The following is a 15,022-nucleotide window of genomic DNA, read 5'->3' as shown; positions in this document are numbered from 1 at the left end:
TTTTAGCCAAGAGGAACTTGCCCATGCACATCATCAACGCCCGCCTGCGCAACCGTGAAGGCCTGCATGATCTGCACCTGGAACACGGCCGGATCGCCAGCATCACCCCACACACAACAGCGCCGGCAGTGGGGCCCAATGACCTGGACGCAGCCGGCAACCTGGTGATACCGCCCTTCGTCGAACCGCACATTCACCTCGATGCCACCCTCACCGCCGGCGAACCACGCTGGAACATGAGCGGCACCCTGTTCGAAGGCATCGAGTGCTGGGGTGAACGCAAGGCCACCATCACCGAGGAAGACACCAGGACCCGCGCCAAAAAAACCATCCAGTCCCTCGCCGCCCACGGCATCCAGCATGTACGCACCCATGTCGATGTCACCGACGCCGACCTCACGGCGCTCAAGGCCATGCTGCAAGTGCGCGAAGAAAGCACGCACCTGATCGACCTGCAAATCGTCGCATTTCCCCAGGAAGGCATCGAGTCATACCGCAACGGCCGCGAACTGATGGAAGAAGCTATTCACCTGGGCGCCGATGTGATCGGCGGCATCCCCCACTTTGAATACACCCGCGACCAAGGCGTGAGTTCGGTGAAGTTCCTGATGGACCTGGCCGAACGCACCGGCTGCCTGGTGGATGTGCACTGCGACGAGACCGACGACCCGCACTCACGCTTCCTCGAAGTACTTGCCGAAGAAGCCCGCAGCCGCGACATGGGGGCCCGCGTCACCGCCAGCCACACCACGGCCATGGGTTCCTACGACAATGCCTACTGCGCCAAACTGTTCCGCCTGCTGGGGCACTCCGGGATCAGCTTCGTCTCTTGTCCCACCGAAAGCATCCACCTGCAGGGTCGCTTCGACAGCTTCCCGAAACGCCGTGGTGTCACCCGGGTCAACGAGCTGCTGGAGGCCGGCATGAACGTATGCTTTGGCCAGGACTCCATCGTCGATCCCTGGTACCCGCTGGGCAACGGCAACATCCTGCGCGTGCTGGAAGCCGGTTTGCACATCTGCCATATGCTCGGCTACCGCAACCTGCAAAGCGCCCTCGACCTGGTGACCGACAACAGCGCCAAGGCCATGGCCCTGGGTGACCGTTACGGCCTAGAAGCCGGGCGCCCAGCCAACCTGCTGATCCTCTCGGCCGACAGCGACTACGAGGTGATTCGCAGCCAAGGGCTGCCGCTGTACTCGATTCGCCACGGCAAGGTGTTGATGAAACGCCAGCCGGCGCAGGTAGAGTTTGTCTAAGCACCCAGGTCAGACGATTGAGTCGAGATCCAGCGGCTGTGCCCTCCCCAGCTCACTCTGCGCAGCGGGAGGGATGCTCGCGACCTGAGGCAACGCCTGATTTTCACGATGGCGGAACCAGCGCTTGAGACTGGGTTGCAGGTTGGAGGAGTGGCTATGGCTGCCGTAGACATCACGCGCGTCGAGACGACGCCAGCGCAGGGTTTGCAGGCGTTCGCGACTGGTGTGCAGGCGGTCGATCTCAGCGTTCAGCGGCTCATGGTATTCATAGGCACGGTCGTTGGCCGGGCGCTGTCGAGCCAGTTCACGCCGCTTGTCTTGCAGTTGCTTGCGCATGGTCGCAAGGGCGTGGTCGAGCAGTTCAAACTCCCGTTGGGTCACCAGAGGACCGTTGCTATCCACCGCTTGTTGCCAGCGACGCAACGTCGCCCAGGCGGCCGGGATGTAGCTGGCGGTCATGAAATGCTGCTTGTATTGCACCAACTGTTTGATCAGGCCTTCGCGATCGGGCATGTCACCGCGCGTTGGCCATGCCCGGTTGCGGCCGGCTTCTTCAATGGACTCGCAGCCCGGCTTCCACAGCACGGACGAATGCGTACCGTCCGGGAGCATGATCGGCATGAAGTGCTGTTGATCGCCGTGGTGTTGGTAGGGGTTGCCGCCAATACGCACCAGGCCGGCGGCGAACAACAGGCCCCCGGCCGTGGGGGCGCTGAATAGCGTGACGGCACCGGGGATCCAGAGTTTGGCGGTGGTGTTCATCCAAGGGGCCGGGACGCTGGGGACCGGGTCGTTGTGGTTGACGATGCGGTGGTGGACCAACGTGGAAGCGCCGGCAGTGAACTCGGCATCGGCGGCGCGGGGGGCGCCGTAGGTGTAGAGGAGGATGTTGTAGTTACGCTCAGGAATACGACGTAACGCTTCTGCCAGTAACAACGCAATTGCGCCGCCCAAGCTATGACCGCAAATGACTATTCGTTGGCCTATGTGAAATTGACTGAGGTAACGCAGTACGAAGTCACGCACAGCCCGGTAAGCCTGATAGAAACCTTCGTGTGCCTTGCCGACCCCGTCGGCGAATGCAACCTGATGGGCGTTTGCATCCCGTAGTGCGTCGGCCGTGCTGAACGTTCCGCGCACTGAAATCAGGATCACCTCATCGTGATGGGTGATGAACGCCTGGGTGTCAGTGCCGTCTTTTTCGTCATCAAAGAAGTGCAAGCTTGCGGGATGTTCCTGTTTTTCGCCCAACTCCGGGCGATTTTGCAGGTACAACTCAGGGTCGAAGGGCAGGATTTCGAAGCGCCTGGAATAAGGGACATCTTCATAAAGAGGGAAAAATCGCCGGGTTTGCTCGGGATCAACTCGCCAGGCTTCACGGTATCCAGACAGTTGCTTGCCAAACAGATTCCCAACGCTGGGGTCCAGCGGGAAATGGACTTTATCAACGGGTTTCTTTGAGGGTTCCTGCCCAAAATCGCAGTAACTCAACGCTGCAAACAAAGCCAACTGATACAGGTTCAAAGCACAGAACTCATCTTCAGTGGAGAGCATCGGGCGCAAGGCTCGCAGCGGTCGGACTTCGAGAACGGTATGCTGGCTTGGGAACAGCACGATACCCGATAAGGTTGGCTGGGGCGGGCCAAAGCCCAGGTCGGCCATCATTTTTAATGCGTGGCGCTGGGGGCGGTGGGGTGTTTTTTCCACGGGGGGAAGATGGGCGATATGGCGAACCAGATCGCTTACTTCAACTTGGTAAAACCGATCTGAGCTCTGTCGTCCTGGATTGCTTTCAGTTCGCCGACCATCGACGCTTGAAAAACGGGTTTGTTCAGCTCGCACTTGAAGATCGGTGATCGGTAATGGATAGCTGTCTCGCTGCTGCAATGTTGAATAGTAGCCCCTCCCCGCCTCATATGGAGCATCTAAAACCAGCACGACAGGACCGCGACACTGCCCCTCCAACCGTGCAAACCCTTCTCCATTCAAATGGCCTTTGTACCGCTGCCCTGCGCTGTCAACAACCTCATATCTAAGCCCTCCATAGGCTTTCCCATCACCTGATTCATCCACCAGACAAAAACTCAGCCAACCTCCATGCAATGCGCAAGCAGGCATACTTTCATCAAAAAAAGGGTGCTTCCATTCTTCCATCGTCATGCCTGGATATCCTTATTCAGTACAAGTTGGATAGATGTCGCATATACGCCCATCGGGCATTGTGATGGGCTTGAAGTCGGTAGTATTCCCGTTACAGAACGCATAAAGATCATCAAAATCCGTCCCTAGACAACGCTTCCACCCACCAGGAAAACGAATCCAGTTATCGCCCATGTAAGGTCGCTCTTCGGGATTGAGTCCTACTTTTATCAGTACCTTTTGTCCTCCCAGTTCATCTCGCAGCAAACCACCTCTCGTACCAGCGTTAGATAGCGCCCCACTGTCACTCAAATATCCACATTTAAGGACCTTTATGATTACGTGCTTCCGCCCTGCAGTCCGAAACAACCACTGACACTGCCAAGACAGCTCCTTAACTCCCGACTCCGGCATTCCTGGCCGATCCCCCTCCAGAAGATCCCGAATGGAAATCCCCCCTATATCCCCCCCAACGTCCGAATCCCGCTTGCCCCACTTCGCATAAAGATCAAAATCCACACTTCGCAGCACCAACGGACACCCCTGTACCGTCTCACTCAGAGGCAACTCATAACTCGCACGACTCGCCACCGGCTTGTACTCGGTAAAAAAGACCTTCCGCTCCGGCCTCTTGCCTCGGCGCCTTGGCAAGGTGCAGGTCTCACCTGTTGCAGGCCCATAGTTGGCGGCAGTTTTAAGTTTAAACTCCGCCGGTAAATCCACCTCCAACGTAAAGCGATCAACCGGCTTCATCGCACATCCCGAAAGTCCCGCCATCGCCAGCGCAAGCAGCACGCCCCATACACGCTTACTCATCCTTGTTCTCCAACATGAGCCACTGCTGCTTAACTCGTTCAAAGTGATCCTGCGGTGTTTCTCCAACCGTCGGCTGCCAATGAATCCAACTGCTGCGAGTGGCCTCTTCCAGCCGTCGCACGACCAGAAACTCCAGCTGTTCCGGCTGGCTCCATCGCCAACTGCGAGCCTGTTCCAACACTTGGGTCAGCCAGACCCTGGGGTCTTGGAATTCAACCAATGCCGCCAGATCTTCACTGTGTTCAGCCAGCAGGTAACGCAGGATATTGGCGTGCAGGATGGCGCTGGCATTCGGGTTGGGCGTGTTCAGCCAAGGAGCTGGCTCGGGCACCGGATAGTCACCGGGGGCAGGGTTGTCACCACAGTGCCAACTGCCTTCATGCCAGTAGCACACACTGATCAGTGGGCCGAGGAATGCTGGCCAGTGTTCAAGGCCCAGATGGTTCAGTGCGCGCGCCAACGTACGATTGTCGTGAAGGCGGTACAGCGTCCGGTTATTCTCCGGTCCGACCAGCAGCCGGTCGCGCCAATGCCGGGACATGTCCGTCAGGTCCGCGTCTGGCAAGCTGCCCAGCCAGCCCCAATTCATCTCTGGTTCTTGCAGAAGATCGAGCAACGCGGGCTCCCCTACCTGATCCAGCAACAGGATCACGGGGCCAGCCGTGGCCATTTCCGCCAGTGGGGTTTGTGCGTAGAGGTGGCAGTACGCCGGAAAACCGCGTGCCGCCAACATTGGCTGGCACGCTGCGTTATTCCCCTCAAGCATCAGGCACAGCCTGTGCCCCGCCTGTTGCTGTTGGCTCATCCATCGGCTTGGAAGGTTTTCCATCAGGCTGCCCTCCCGCCGACAGTGCAGAGGCCTTCGCGGCAGTCCTCGCATAGCGGGCAGAAGTCCGCATCCAGTTGCCTGGCCAAGTGCATGATGGCGCCCTGTGTGGCGGAGATTTTCGGGCTCTGCGCAACCAACAGGGCGTTCGCAGACCCGGTCGCGGACGGGGTTCCACCGAGGGTGATGGGCCGACTGCTGAAAATGCCGCCTGCCTGGATCACCAGGTGCTCTCCGCCGGCCTTGAAACTCAGTTGTACGCCCGCGTCGAGCACCAGGCTGGCGCCGGCCTTGAGGTGCACCTGTTGCCCGGCTTCAATCACCAGGGTTTGCCCGACATAGGTCCGGCTGTCGCCCTGCACGTCCAGATGATCGCTGGCCTTGAGCACAACCTTGCGGTCACCGGTGACGTGACGATGCTCCTCGCTTTCCAGGTGCGCCGTACTTAACCCTCGAATGATTTCACGCCGCTCACCGGCCACTTCCAGGCGACTGTCATGCCCCACCTGCTGCTCCAGGTCCCGCTGGGCACGAAGGTAGATGAGCTCCTTGCCACGGCGGTCTTCCAGGTGCAATTCGTTGCCGCCGCCTCCGCCCGGGGCGCTGCGACTGCGCAAGACGCTGCGGGTCTTGTGTTGCGGCAAGGAATAGGTCGGCATGTGCAACGCATTGGCCAGGCAACCGTTGATCAATGGTTGGTCCGGGTCGCCCTCCAGGAACGTCACCAGCACTTCCATGCCCACCCGCGGGATCATCGTTGCGCCAAACCCGTCTCCGGCCCAACCCGATGCCACCCGCACCCAACAACTGCTTGTGTCATCGCTCTTGTCCAGTCGGTCCCAGTGAAACCGTACTTTTACCCGGCCGTATGCATCGCAATGCACCTCCTCGCCGGCAGGCCCGGTCACCGTGGCGGTCTGGGTGCCGTGGATGGTCGGCTTGGGGTGCTTGAGAGGGGGTCGATACGGCGCACTCCAGGGTGTCGCGGTGAAACGGTTGCGATACCCCTGGAATGCATCCACCTCACCTGTCCCATCCTCCAGCACCTGCGGTTGATAACCCTCGTGACGGACCGAAGTGATCAACCATAAATCATTGCAGGCCGGATCCGGATGGCCGCGCAGCTCAAGAAAATGCCCACTGCGCAGCACCGCTTGGTCGCTCCTGCCCAATGCCCGATATCCGCCGATCTGAAGGCGCTCCAACCCCCTGCGAGCCAGGCGCGCGCCCCGTGCATGGCCGGTAAATCCAGCCGGGTAGCGGTAGTCCTCAAGGGGTTGCGCTGAGGCAGAACCCGCGCTGTCTTGCAGACATAAGGACGGATGCTCGAAGTCATGATCACGACGCACCGTTTGCTGGCTGCGGGTCGCCAGGCGTACGTCGAAACGCTGGATAACCCGTGTCTCGGCCAGCGGCCCGCCGGCAGCTGAATAACGCTGCGCAGGCAGGCGGTGGAACACGGTCTGGTCGTCGCCAAACACCAGCACATGCTGGTGCTCGCTGTGACGGAAGTGGTAGTGAATGCCCTCCTCTTCACACAGCCGCTGGATGAAATGCAGGTCGGTTTCCGCGTATTGCACGCAGAACGTCCGCGGCGGGTAGACCACCGGCCCCAACTCAAAGGCATAGCGGTCGGCCAGGATGCCGTGGTGTTCGAGGACTGCCGCGATGATCTGCGGAACACTGCGCTGCTGGAAAATCCGCTGGTCGCGTCGATGGGCAAGGTAGGCGAGATGCGGCGCCAACGTCAGGTGATAACGGGTGAGCCGCCGCCCGGGATCATCGCGGCCAATCGCGTAAACCTGCCCGTGCAGGCCTTCATTGGCATCGCCAAAAACCAGGTAGGCAGGCTGGTGGAGCAGTGACTCCAGGTCCAGTGAAGGGTTTTCGCTGACCACCTGCACCTGGATGAAAAACGGCTGATCAAGCACCTCCTGACCGTTGAACGCCAGTACTTGAAAGTCAGTCTTTATGCCTGGAAGGATTAATTTGAAACGTGACGAAACAAACGCGTTAACCATCCGTTGTTACCCGCCAATATCGATAGTTATTACCGGACTGAGATACCTCCCCCGCCAAACATGAAATAAGTTGCCGAGGAAAAGCGCCTGAACGCCTTGAAGCTTAGCGTTTCCAGGAAAAAATCGGCCCCCAAAAAATAAAAAAGAAGTTTCGTACGACTGAGATTGAAGTGTCTTTTACAAAATAATAAATCAAGTCAATGAGCCACTTCTCAAACATAAGAAATGCCCTACACCAACTTTTATCTGATCAATTAATTAATAGCGAAACAGCTGACACCCACTCAGGGCGTCAACTGCTCAAAAGACTTCATGTCCGAGGCCGTGCAGTCCCGAACAGACTGACGCTCAGCAGCGTATCGACCTGGGTGTGCAAACGTACCGGCGCAGTGCCACCCGGCATCACCACCGCGACTTCACCTCCCTCAACCCAACCCGCTCGCCACGCCGCACAGGCCACGGCACTGGCGCTGGTGCCGGAGGACGCCGTGGGGCCCTCTCCCCGCTCGAACACCCGGGCAACCACCCGGTTGCCGGATTGCCTGGCGACCCATTGCAAATTGACTCCGGCCAAGCATGGCTCGCCGCTTCCTGCCGGGGGGGCGAAGGCAATCGCCTGCAACGGTTCGAACAGCGCTGGCTGTTGCATCTGCAGATTGTCCGGCAAGGCTGACATGTGTTCGACCAGGGTCACACAATGAGGATTGCCCACACGCACAAACTGACTGTGCGCCCACTGTGGGTTGATTGCCGCCAACGCCTTCACATGGCTCAGTTCAATGTCGCCTTGGAACACCTGCTCAACCCCCTGAGCACCCACGGCCGACGGCCCGAACCCGGGCAACCCCAATGCCAGCCAGAATCCAGAGCGGTGCTCATAGATGGCAGGTTCGACCCGAGTCACCAACGGCGACACCCCGTCAGGCTGGTCATGATGCACGCGCAAATCACAGGCCTCGGTCATCAAGCCCTGGTCAGTAAGCGCCTGGGCAAAAATCGTCAACCCATTGCCACTGCGCTCGGCCAGGGAGCCGTCGGTGTTCACGATCAACAGGTCAAACGGCGGCTCGGCCTGGAACGGGCCCACCAGCAAGCCATCGCAGCGGTGGGCCTTGGCATTGGCCGGGCGCGGCGTCGAGCCCCACTCGCATTCAGACCTTATGGCCGATGCAGCCCAAGCCTCGCGAGTCCTCGCGGCCTGCGCCGCGCTGTCGGGCACCTCGATACCCCGCTGTCGTAGGAACGCCGGGCTGGCGACCCCGTAAATGTTGCCACGTGCGTCATAGAACTGGGTCATGGCGCCACTTGCCTTGCAATCTTCATCGGTGCGTCCGCTCGGTTGCCTACAGGGTTGGACCAGCAGCGTATTACACAATGCAGGGTGTGTGGGAGGCGGCCTGGAAGGTGGTAATCCACCGTGAAAACCCGGGGGTTCACCAGCTCCCACAGGGATTACACACCTTCCAGAACGCCTTCCGCAAAGACACTCCGTGTGTGGTTGCCAACGCCCATGGCGTTCCAGAATTGCAAAAAAACTCTTCGCCGCTGATCTCGGGGGGAACCCGGCTCGCCCCCCAAGGCCTGATGTGCAAGGATGTCGCGCCGGACATCGTTCGCTGAACGCAAAACCAAGGATTTTTTCATGACTGCCATCCCCACCTCAGCACCCGTGGTTCCCGGGCGGCTGGAACAAATGTCGACCCGTATCGCATTTTTCATCGCCGGCTTCGGCATTGCTGCCTGGGCGCCGTTGGTGCCATACGCCAAAGCACGCGCCGAACTGAGTGAAGGCACTCTGGGCCTGCTGCTGTTATGCCTGGGGGTGGGGTCTATCATCGCCATGCCGGCCGCCGGTGCGCTGGCGTCTCGTTATGGCTGCCGACGCGTGCTGAGCGCCGGCACGATCATGATATGCCTGGCCTTGCCCATGCTGGCCACGGTCAGCTCGATTCCGTTACTGATCGCCGGATTGTTCCTGTTTGGCGCGGGCCTTGGCACGGTGGACTCCACGGTGAACCTGCAAGCGGTGATTGTTGAGCGCGCCAGTGGCAAAACCATGATGTCGGGCTTCCACGGCTTGTTCAGCCTGGGAGGGATCGTCGGCGCGGCCGGGGTTGCCGGGCTGCTGGGGTTGGGTCTGTCACCTCTGCACGCGACCCTGGTGGTGATCGTCATCATGGCACTGGCGCTGCTCAAGGCCGGGCCCCATTTGTTGCCCTATGGCAGTGAAAGTTCGGGTCCGGCATTTGCGATCCCCCACGGCGTAGTACTGTTCATCGGCTGTCTGTGCTTTATCGTGTTTTTGGCAGAAGGCGCCGTACTGGATTGGAGCGCCGTGTTCCTCAGTGCCGAACGCGGTCTGGACGAAGCTTACGCCGGCCTGGGTTACGCAGCCTTCGCCCTGACCATGACTGCCGGGCGCCTGACCGGCGATGCCATCGTGCGGCGCCTGGGCGCGACCCGTGTGATTGTGGTCGGTGGTGCACTGGCCACTGCTGGCATGTTGCTGGCAACGTTATTGCCAGCCTGGGAAACCGCATTGCTGGGGTATGCGCTGGTAGGTGCCGGTTGTTCGAATATCGTACCGGTGCTGTACACCGCCGTCGGCAAGCAAACGGTGATGCCGGAACATATTGCCGTGCCTGCCATCACGACCTTGGGGTATGCCGGGATTCTTGCCGGCCCCGCAGTGATTGGCTTCATTGCCCATGGCAGCAGCCTGAGCAGTGCCTTTGTGCTGATCGCAGTGCTGCTCGCCGGTGTGTCCCTGAGCGGCAAGGTCCTCAAGGTATGACCCCCGCACATCAGCGCGCTTTGCGGGCCTTGTCCTGTTCCAGCCAACGCTCGAGGCTTTTGTTACTGAGCCAGCCGTCTTTTTGCGGCAGACCAAACAATCGTGTGCCGTTCGCACGTATCAGCGAAGGCAGCAGACCAGGCCGCTCAAGAATGTTCTTCGCCGTGTAGACACAGAGCTCGCTGTACCTGGGCCGAGGCATGCCGGAGGAAGGATCCAGCACAGGCGCACCCTCTTGATCAACGGCATGCGGGTCCTGCATGACGGCCTTGAGCATGGCGATTTCAACGTACTGGTGTTGTTCAAAGAAGAACGTCCGATCCTGCGATTTATCCCTCAATTGTTCGAACTGGCCCTGCAGGGCCAGCACCACCTGGGTATTGCCCTGGGCATGGAACGGGTCCTGGCTGAACACACTTGGCGAGCTGTTCCCCTGTAGCGTTTGGGCTGCCGCCCTGAGACTGTCCCGGGTGATATCGCCGTCGCGGCTCAAAATTGCATCGCTCAACCGCGGGCGCTTGAGAATCTCGCTGACCACTTGAATCGTCCGGTCCAACTCCTCGCTTTTCCCCATACGTTCGTCTGCAACACGCTGCAATGACGAGCAGGTCAAACGCCCGTCGTTCAGGAAGGGGTACAGCCTGCCAAAATCTTTTTCCAGGCCCAACGCCAGTTGGCTGTCGGTGGACGTTACGCCGGGCTGGGCGAGGTTCACGCGCGTAGCAGCGGGCAGGTTCTGCAGCGCTCGCTGGCGCAGCACCGACATTGTTCCGCGCAGCACCAGAGGCAACCGCGACACGCCGTCGAGGCGCGCAGGAACAGCCCCCTGTCAGGTTTCAGAGGGCGTGAGCGGCGCTGGCACTGTAGACCGTAAAGCCGGCTCATCCAGTGCCAAGGGCAGACCATGAGGGGGTGCACCCTCGATCGTCATGGGTTTTCTCCAACGCGTTTCCGATACATACCTGCCCGGTGATCACCACCCCCAGACGGAATCAGCGAATGGATTCCACCGGCAAGCACCCCATGTGTGGTTGGACAAACACAACAGTTCCGGACAACCGATGAATACCAATGACAGCATGTAAACAACGACCAGAAGGTACGGTGATTCCCACCCTTACCGACGCAACCAGGTCGTCAGGCTATTGATCAGCCTGGAATATCTGGGGGGCTTGGCGTCGTCACTCGCCATCTGTCCGGTCGCGAGCATGCCCCGGGAAAAGTCTTCCTCGACCGGCGCCTGGAATTGGCACTGACCGGCGAAAGCCCTCATGCGCCTGGCTTCGACAGCATGCACATCGGCCAGGGCCGGGGGCTCTTGCGCAACGATGGCACCCGTGGGCACAGTCGGATCGCCATCATCCGTATTGCGAAAGAGCTCATGACAGCTGGGCTGGGGCGGGTGAAACGAGCTTGACGTCATTTGCTAGCTCTCCATACGGAATCTGAAAGCCGACCGGTTTGATCAAGGCCGGTGCCTATGAACTACTTGGTCAGTCGGCGTAAACAGTTCCTGACAAAATTGAGCCAGGCACCGTCATTCAGCGGCGGCGCCTGGCGGACGGTCAGCGGGAAAGCAGGTAAAGCGCTTGCCAGCTGATCCGGCCGTCATTATCACGACCGGCGAGATTGTCCATTTTCCTCAACACGTCACTGCGCTTGAGTATCTCCTGGGACAGCTGGATCAGATGATCCATGGGCGAATCGCCTGTCTGCTCCTGGGCCGCCAGGCTCCTCAGGTGGTTGAAGCTCAGCTCCCGGTCCCAGGGATTACGTTTCAACTCGTCGAAATGCTCAAGCATTTCACCGGCCATTTCCTTGTCGGTCTTGTACTTGAAGTAGTTTTCCCCCTTGACCACGATGTTCACATTTTGCCGGTCGATCAGGCCATCCAATGCACCGGTGGAGGAGTGCCGGTCCAGGGCGCTCATCAGTTCCGGACGTCGCAGCAACTCGTTGGCCAGGCGAATGTTCGCGTTCGTGACCGGATTGGGAGACCAGGTTTTTTTCGCCATCCCATAGATACTGTCAACGCTGACATACCCAGGGTTGCTGCGGTCCCTGAAGGCATTGAAATTGTCACGTAACTGTTGCGCCAACTCGTCATTGCTTTTCAGCGAGTACGTCGGATCAGGCCAGCCCGGCGCGGGCGGATACGGCTTACCCACGGTAGGATCGGGGCGTGGTGGCGGATTGCAGTAGCCAGGACCTGGTTGTGGGCGATGCCAGGCAAACCAAGGGCTCACCCAGTGTCTGACCGTATCCATCAGGCCCTGCCTGGCCGGCTCGCTGGAGTGACGCATCACGTTGTCAGCAGCACTCTGACGGGGGGCCTGCGAAGAGGGCGCGCCGAACACGGGCCCCCTCTGGTTTTCCCGAGGCAGGAAGCTGACGTTTGCAGCCGCTTGGCCGTTGGGGGCAGTCGCTGGCCGAGGGGCTTTGACCTCAGGCCTGGAAGTGGCCTGCAAAAGGTCAGAAGTTGATGAGGTCGAGGCCTGTGTATCGGACACCAATACCGACATAGTTTTCTCCATTACAGTGGGCGCGATCTTCAGCTTGCCGCTCCAACGCAACGTCGAAGCCCTTTAGCTTTCCCATGTGTGGCACTTCTGTCGGAAACGGTTCCTGAACCAGCCGCAATATGCACTGCGAGGATGTAAGAAACAGGACAAACGATCGCAGCCTCTTGCAAGACTGCGACTTTTCCAAACCGATAAAGGTCAGAACCCGACGCTGGCCTGTACAAAAAACGTACGCGGCTCGCCCAGGTACAGCCCGGCATTGTTGTCGCTGGAGCGGGTGTAGTGCTGCTGGTCAAAGACGTTTTTCACCCCCACCCCCAGCTTCAGGTTCGACAGTTGTTCGCCAAAGTCGTAGCCACTGCGCACGTTGACCGAGACATAGCCCGGGATATCACCGTACTGCCCATCGGCGCTGCCCTGGGTAATGTAGGTGCTGGTGGTACCCGGTGCACGCTGTCCGGACTGGGCGTACACATCCAGGTTGTGGGTCCAGTGGTTGACGTCGTAGCGCAGGCCCAGGGTTGCCACTTCCCGGGAATACAGTGGCAGGTCGCGCCCTTTGAACGGTACGTCACCTTCGGCGGTAGCCTTGGTGTAGGTGAAGCCGGCGTTGGCGGTCAGGCCGTCCAGGCGAGGGTCCAGGTTCGACAAGTCATAGTGGGCCGACGCTTCGATGCCGGTGTGCTTGGTGGCGCCAAGGTTGGTCCAGCCCACGGCATTGCTGACGTATTGCAGCTCATCCGAGAAGTCGATGTAGAAATACGTGAGTTCCCCGCCCCACACACTGTCGCTGTAGCGCGTACCGACCTCATAGGTCTTGGCTTTTTCCGGGTTCAGGCCGCTGGCGGTCTGGTCGCCGCTGCCGCCTTGTCCGAGTTGGAAGTACTGCAGGCTGCCGAAGGAGGTTTCGTAGTTGGCGAACAATTTCCACGCATCGGAAAGGTGGTACATCACGCTCAGGGCCGGCAGCGGTTCCTGGCTATGGACCTCGCGGCGTTTTTCCTGGGTGCGGGGCCCCGTAAGGGGGATGACCGGACGGTCGTGCCATTCGGTGCGGATGTCTTCAAAACGGATGCCCGGGGTGACGGTCCACTTGCCGATATCGATCTTGTTGTCCACATAGAAGGCGTTGGCCTCGGTGCCACCGGTGCGATCCTGGTAGACGTGACCATCGCTGCGGCCACCCGACGTCGGCACGTTGTTGATCAGGTTCAGACTGGTGGCCTGCTCATGCATGCCTTCCTTGAGGTAGCGGTAACCGACGCTGACTTCCTGGGTGCTGGGGCCCACGTCGAATACATGGGATACCCGCGGCTCGATGCCGAAGGTGTAGTAGGTGCGCGGGTAGGACCCGAGGGTCGCGAGGTCGCGGTTAGCGATGTTACTGCCGCGGAAACTGTCGGAATAATAAGTCAGCACTTCGGCCTGGGTCCGGTCGTCGATTTGCCGGATGTACTTGAAGGACACGTCCTTGCGGCGCCCGCTGAAATTGTCCCAATCGCGCACCGACTGGTACGGGTTGGCATCGAACTGTTTCTGGGTCAGCCCGCCGGGCATGTCGGCGCTGGCATCGTAGTAATGGAAGTTCAGCGAGAAGTCGTCCTGGTCGGTCGGCGCCCAGTGGGTCTTGAAGATCACGTCGTCGATGTCGTTGCCGTTGTTGCTGTTGCGGTAACCGTTGCCATTCACTCCGGAGTACAACAGCGCAGCGCCGATGCCGTTTTCGGCAGTGCCGCCGATAAAAGCGCTCTCGATGTGCTTCCAGCCACCATGGGCGGAAGTTTGCAGGGTGGTGCCGACTTCACCGGAGAATTTCTCGGGGATCGCGCGGGTCACGAAGTTGATCACGCCACCGACGTTCTGTGGCCCATAACGCACGGAACCGGCGCCGCGTACCACGTCGATGCTGTCCAGGTTGCCGGCGGAAATCGGCGCCATCGACAGTTGTGGCTGGCCATAGGGCGCGAATGCCGCCGGCACCCCGTCGATCAGCACGGTGGAGCGTGGCGACAGACGTGATGTCAGCCCGCGTACGCCGACATTGAGGGAAATATCGCTGCCACCTGTGCCGTTGGATTCCTGCACCTGGACCCCAGGCATACGACGCAGCACATCACCGACATTCATCGCGCCCTGCTCCACCATGGCTTCGCGGCGAATCACCGTACGCGCGCCCGGGTGGTTCTGCACCACTTCGGCATCGGCATCCCCAAGCCAGTCGCCGACCACCCTGATGTCGGTGGCACCCAGTTCCAGGGGCGAACCGGCGTCACCGGCGCCGCTGCCGAGCGGGCGCAGGGTCACGGAACCGGCGTCGATCTGATAGTCCAGGCCACTGCCTTGCAGCAATTGGCGCAGGGCCTGTTCCGCCGACAGGTTGCCATCTACTGCGGGGGCCTGCTTGCCGGCGACCAGGTCGGGGCTGAAAAACACTTGCAGGGACGTCTGCTGCCCCAGTTGGCTCAGCGCGCTCCCCAGGGGTTGGGCCTGGATATGGATAGCGTCGCCAGCATAGGCCGCCGGCACTGCGGCACTGACAGCAAGCGCAAGGGCAAGCGGCGCCCAGCGGGAGATTTTATTGTTGTGAACGGCACATTTTTTCACGTCGACCCCAGTCCTGTAATCGCAAGAGTATGCGGCTGTTA

11 protein-coding genes are annotated in these 15,022 nt (G+C 60.0%); 2 read left to right on the top strand and 9 right to left on the bottom strand.

What is annotated here, in order from left to right:
- The first annotated feature begins 23 nt into the window (after positions 1–23).
- Positions 24–1,259, top strand: a complete 1,236-nt coding sequence (gene codA, locus PspCFBP13509_RS27035) for a cytosine deaminase (RefSeq protein ID WP_137212942.1) — start codon at positions 24–26, stop codon at positions 1,257–1,259.
- A 9-nt stretch (positions 1,260–1,268) separates the two neighbouring features.
- On the opposite strand, the gene PspCFBP13509_RS27030 is transcribed toward codA, so the two are convergent.
- From PspCFBP13509_RS27030 to PspCFBP13509_RS27005, 6 genes are all read right to left on the bottom strand, one after another.
- A complete protein-coding gene (locus PspCFBP13509_RS27030) occupies positions 1,269–3,419 on the bottom strand; it encodes a lipase family protein (protein ID WP_137212941.1) in 2,151 nt (716 codons plus the stop codon).
- Between the two features lie 12 nt (positions 3,420–3,431).
- Positions 3,432–4,214, bottom strand: a complete 783-nt coding sequence (locus PspCFBP13509_RS27025) for a hypothetical protein (RefSeq protein ID WP_065926930.1) — start codon at positions 4,212–4,214, stop codon at positions 3,432–3,434.
- Positions 4,207–5,043 carry a DUF4123 domain-containing protein gene (locus tag PspCFBP13509_RS27020; protein WP_137212940.1) on the bottom strand — a complete coding sequence of 279 codons (837 nt, stop codon included), beginning with the start codon at positions 5,041–5,043 and terminating at the stop codon, positions 4,207–4,209. The genes PspCFBP13509_RS27025 and PspCFBP13509_RS27020 overlap by 8 nt, the downstream gene beginning before the upstream one ends.
- On the bottom strand, positions 5,043–7,061 hold the full coding sequence (locus tag PspCFBP13509_RS27015; RefSeq protein WP_137212939.1) for a type VI secretion system Vgr family protein: 2,019 nt from the start codon (positions 7,059–7,061) through the stop codon (positions 5,043–5,045). Before PspCFBP13509_RS27015 ends, PspCFBP13509_RS27020 begins: the two co-directional genes overlap by 1 nt.
- Before the next feature lie 310 nt (positions 7,062–7,371).
- Positions 7,372–8,358 carry a diaminopimelate epimerase gene (locus tag PspCFBP13509_RS27010; protein ID WP_065947066.1) on the bottom strand — a complete coding sequence of 329 codons (987 nt, stop codon included), beginning with the start codon at positions 8,356–8,358 and terminating at the stop codon, positions 7,372–7,374.
- A 155-nt stretch (positions 8,359–8,513) separates the two neighbouring features.
- Positions 8,514–8,705, bottom strand: coding sequence for a hypothetical protein (locus PspCFBP13509_RS27005; protein ID WP_137212938.1), 192 nt, complete (start codon positions 8,703–8,705; stop codon positions 8,514–8,516).
- Here PspCFBP13509_RS27005 and PspCFBP13509_RS27000 point away from each other — a divergent pair.
- On the top strand, positions 8,704–9,855 hold the full coding sequence (locus PspCFBP13509_RS27000; RefSeq protein WP_137212937.1) for an MFS transporter: 1,152 nt from the start codon (positions 8,704–8,706) through the stop codon (positions 9,853–9,855). The genes PspCFBP13509_RS27005 and PspCFBP13509_RS27000 overlap by 2 nt on opposite strands.
- 10 nt (positions 9,856–9,865) lie before the next feature.
- On the opposite strand, the gene PspCFBP13509_RS26995 is transcribed toward PspCFBP13509_RS27000, so the two are convergent.
- The 3 genes from PspCFBP13509_RS26995 to PspCFBP13509_RS26980 all read right to left on the bottom strand — a co-directional run bounded on the left by PspCFBP13509_RS26995 (position 9,866) and on the right by PspCFBP13509_RS26980 (position 14,981).
- A complete protein-coding gene (locus PspCFBP13509_RS26995) occupies positions 9,866–10,636 on the bottom strand; it encodes a type III secretion effector protein (protein WP_235865576.1) in 771 nt (256 codons plus the stop codon).
- 784 nt (positions 10,637–11,420) lie between these two features.
- Positions 11,421–12,377, bottom strand: a complete 957-nt coding sequence (locus tag PspCFBP13509_RS31555) for a type III secretion effector protein (protein ID WP_065926924.1) — start codon at positions 12,375–12,377, stop codon at positions 11,421–11,423.
- 198 nt (positions 12,378–12,575) lie between these two features.
- Complete coding sequence (locus PspCFBP13509_RS26980) at positions 12,576–14,981, bottom strand: TonB-dependent siderophore receptor (RefSeq protein WP_137212936.1); 2,406 nt, start codon at positions 14,979–14,981, stop codon at positions 12,576–12,578.
- Between the last annotated feature and the right edge of the window lie 41 nt (positions 14,982–15,022).

It is taken from the genome of Pseudomonas sp. CFBP13509 (assembly GCF_005233485.1).
In the GTDB taxonomy this organism is placed as follows: Bacteria; Pseudomonadota; Gammaproteobacteria; order Pseudomonadales; family Pseudomonadaceae; genus Aquipseudomonas; species Aquipseudomonas marginalis.
The sequence above is the reverse complement of the archived record's forward strand: the minus strand, read 5'-3'. Positions and strand labels throughout refer to the sequence as shown.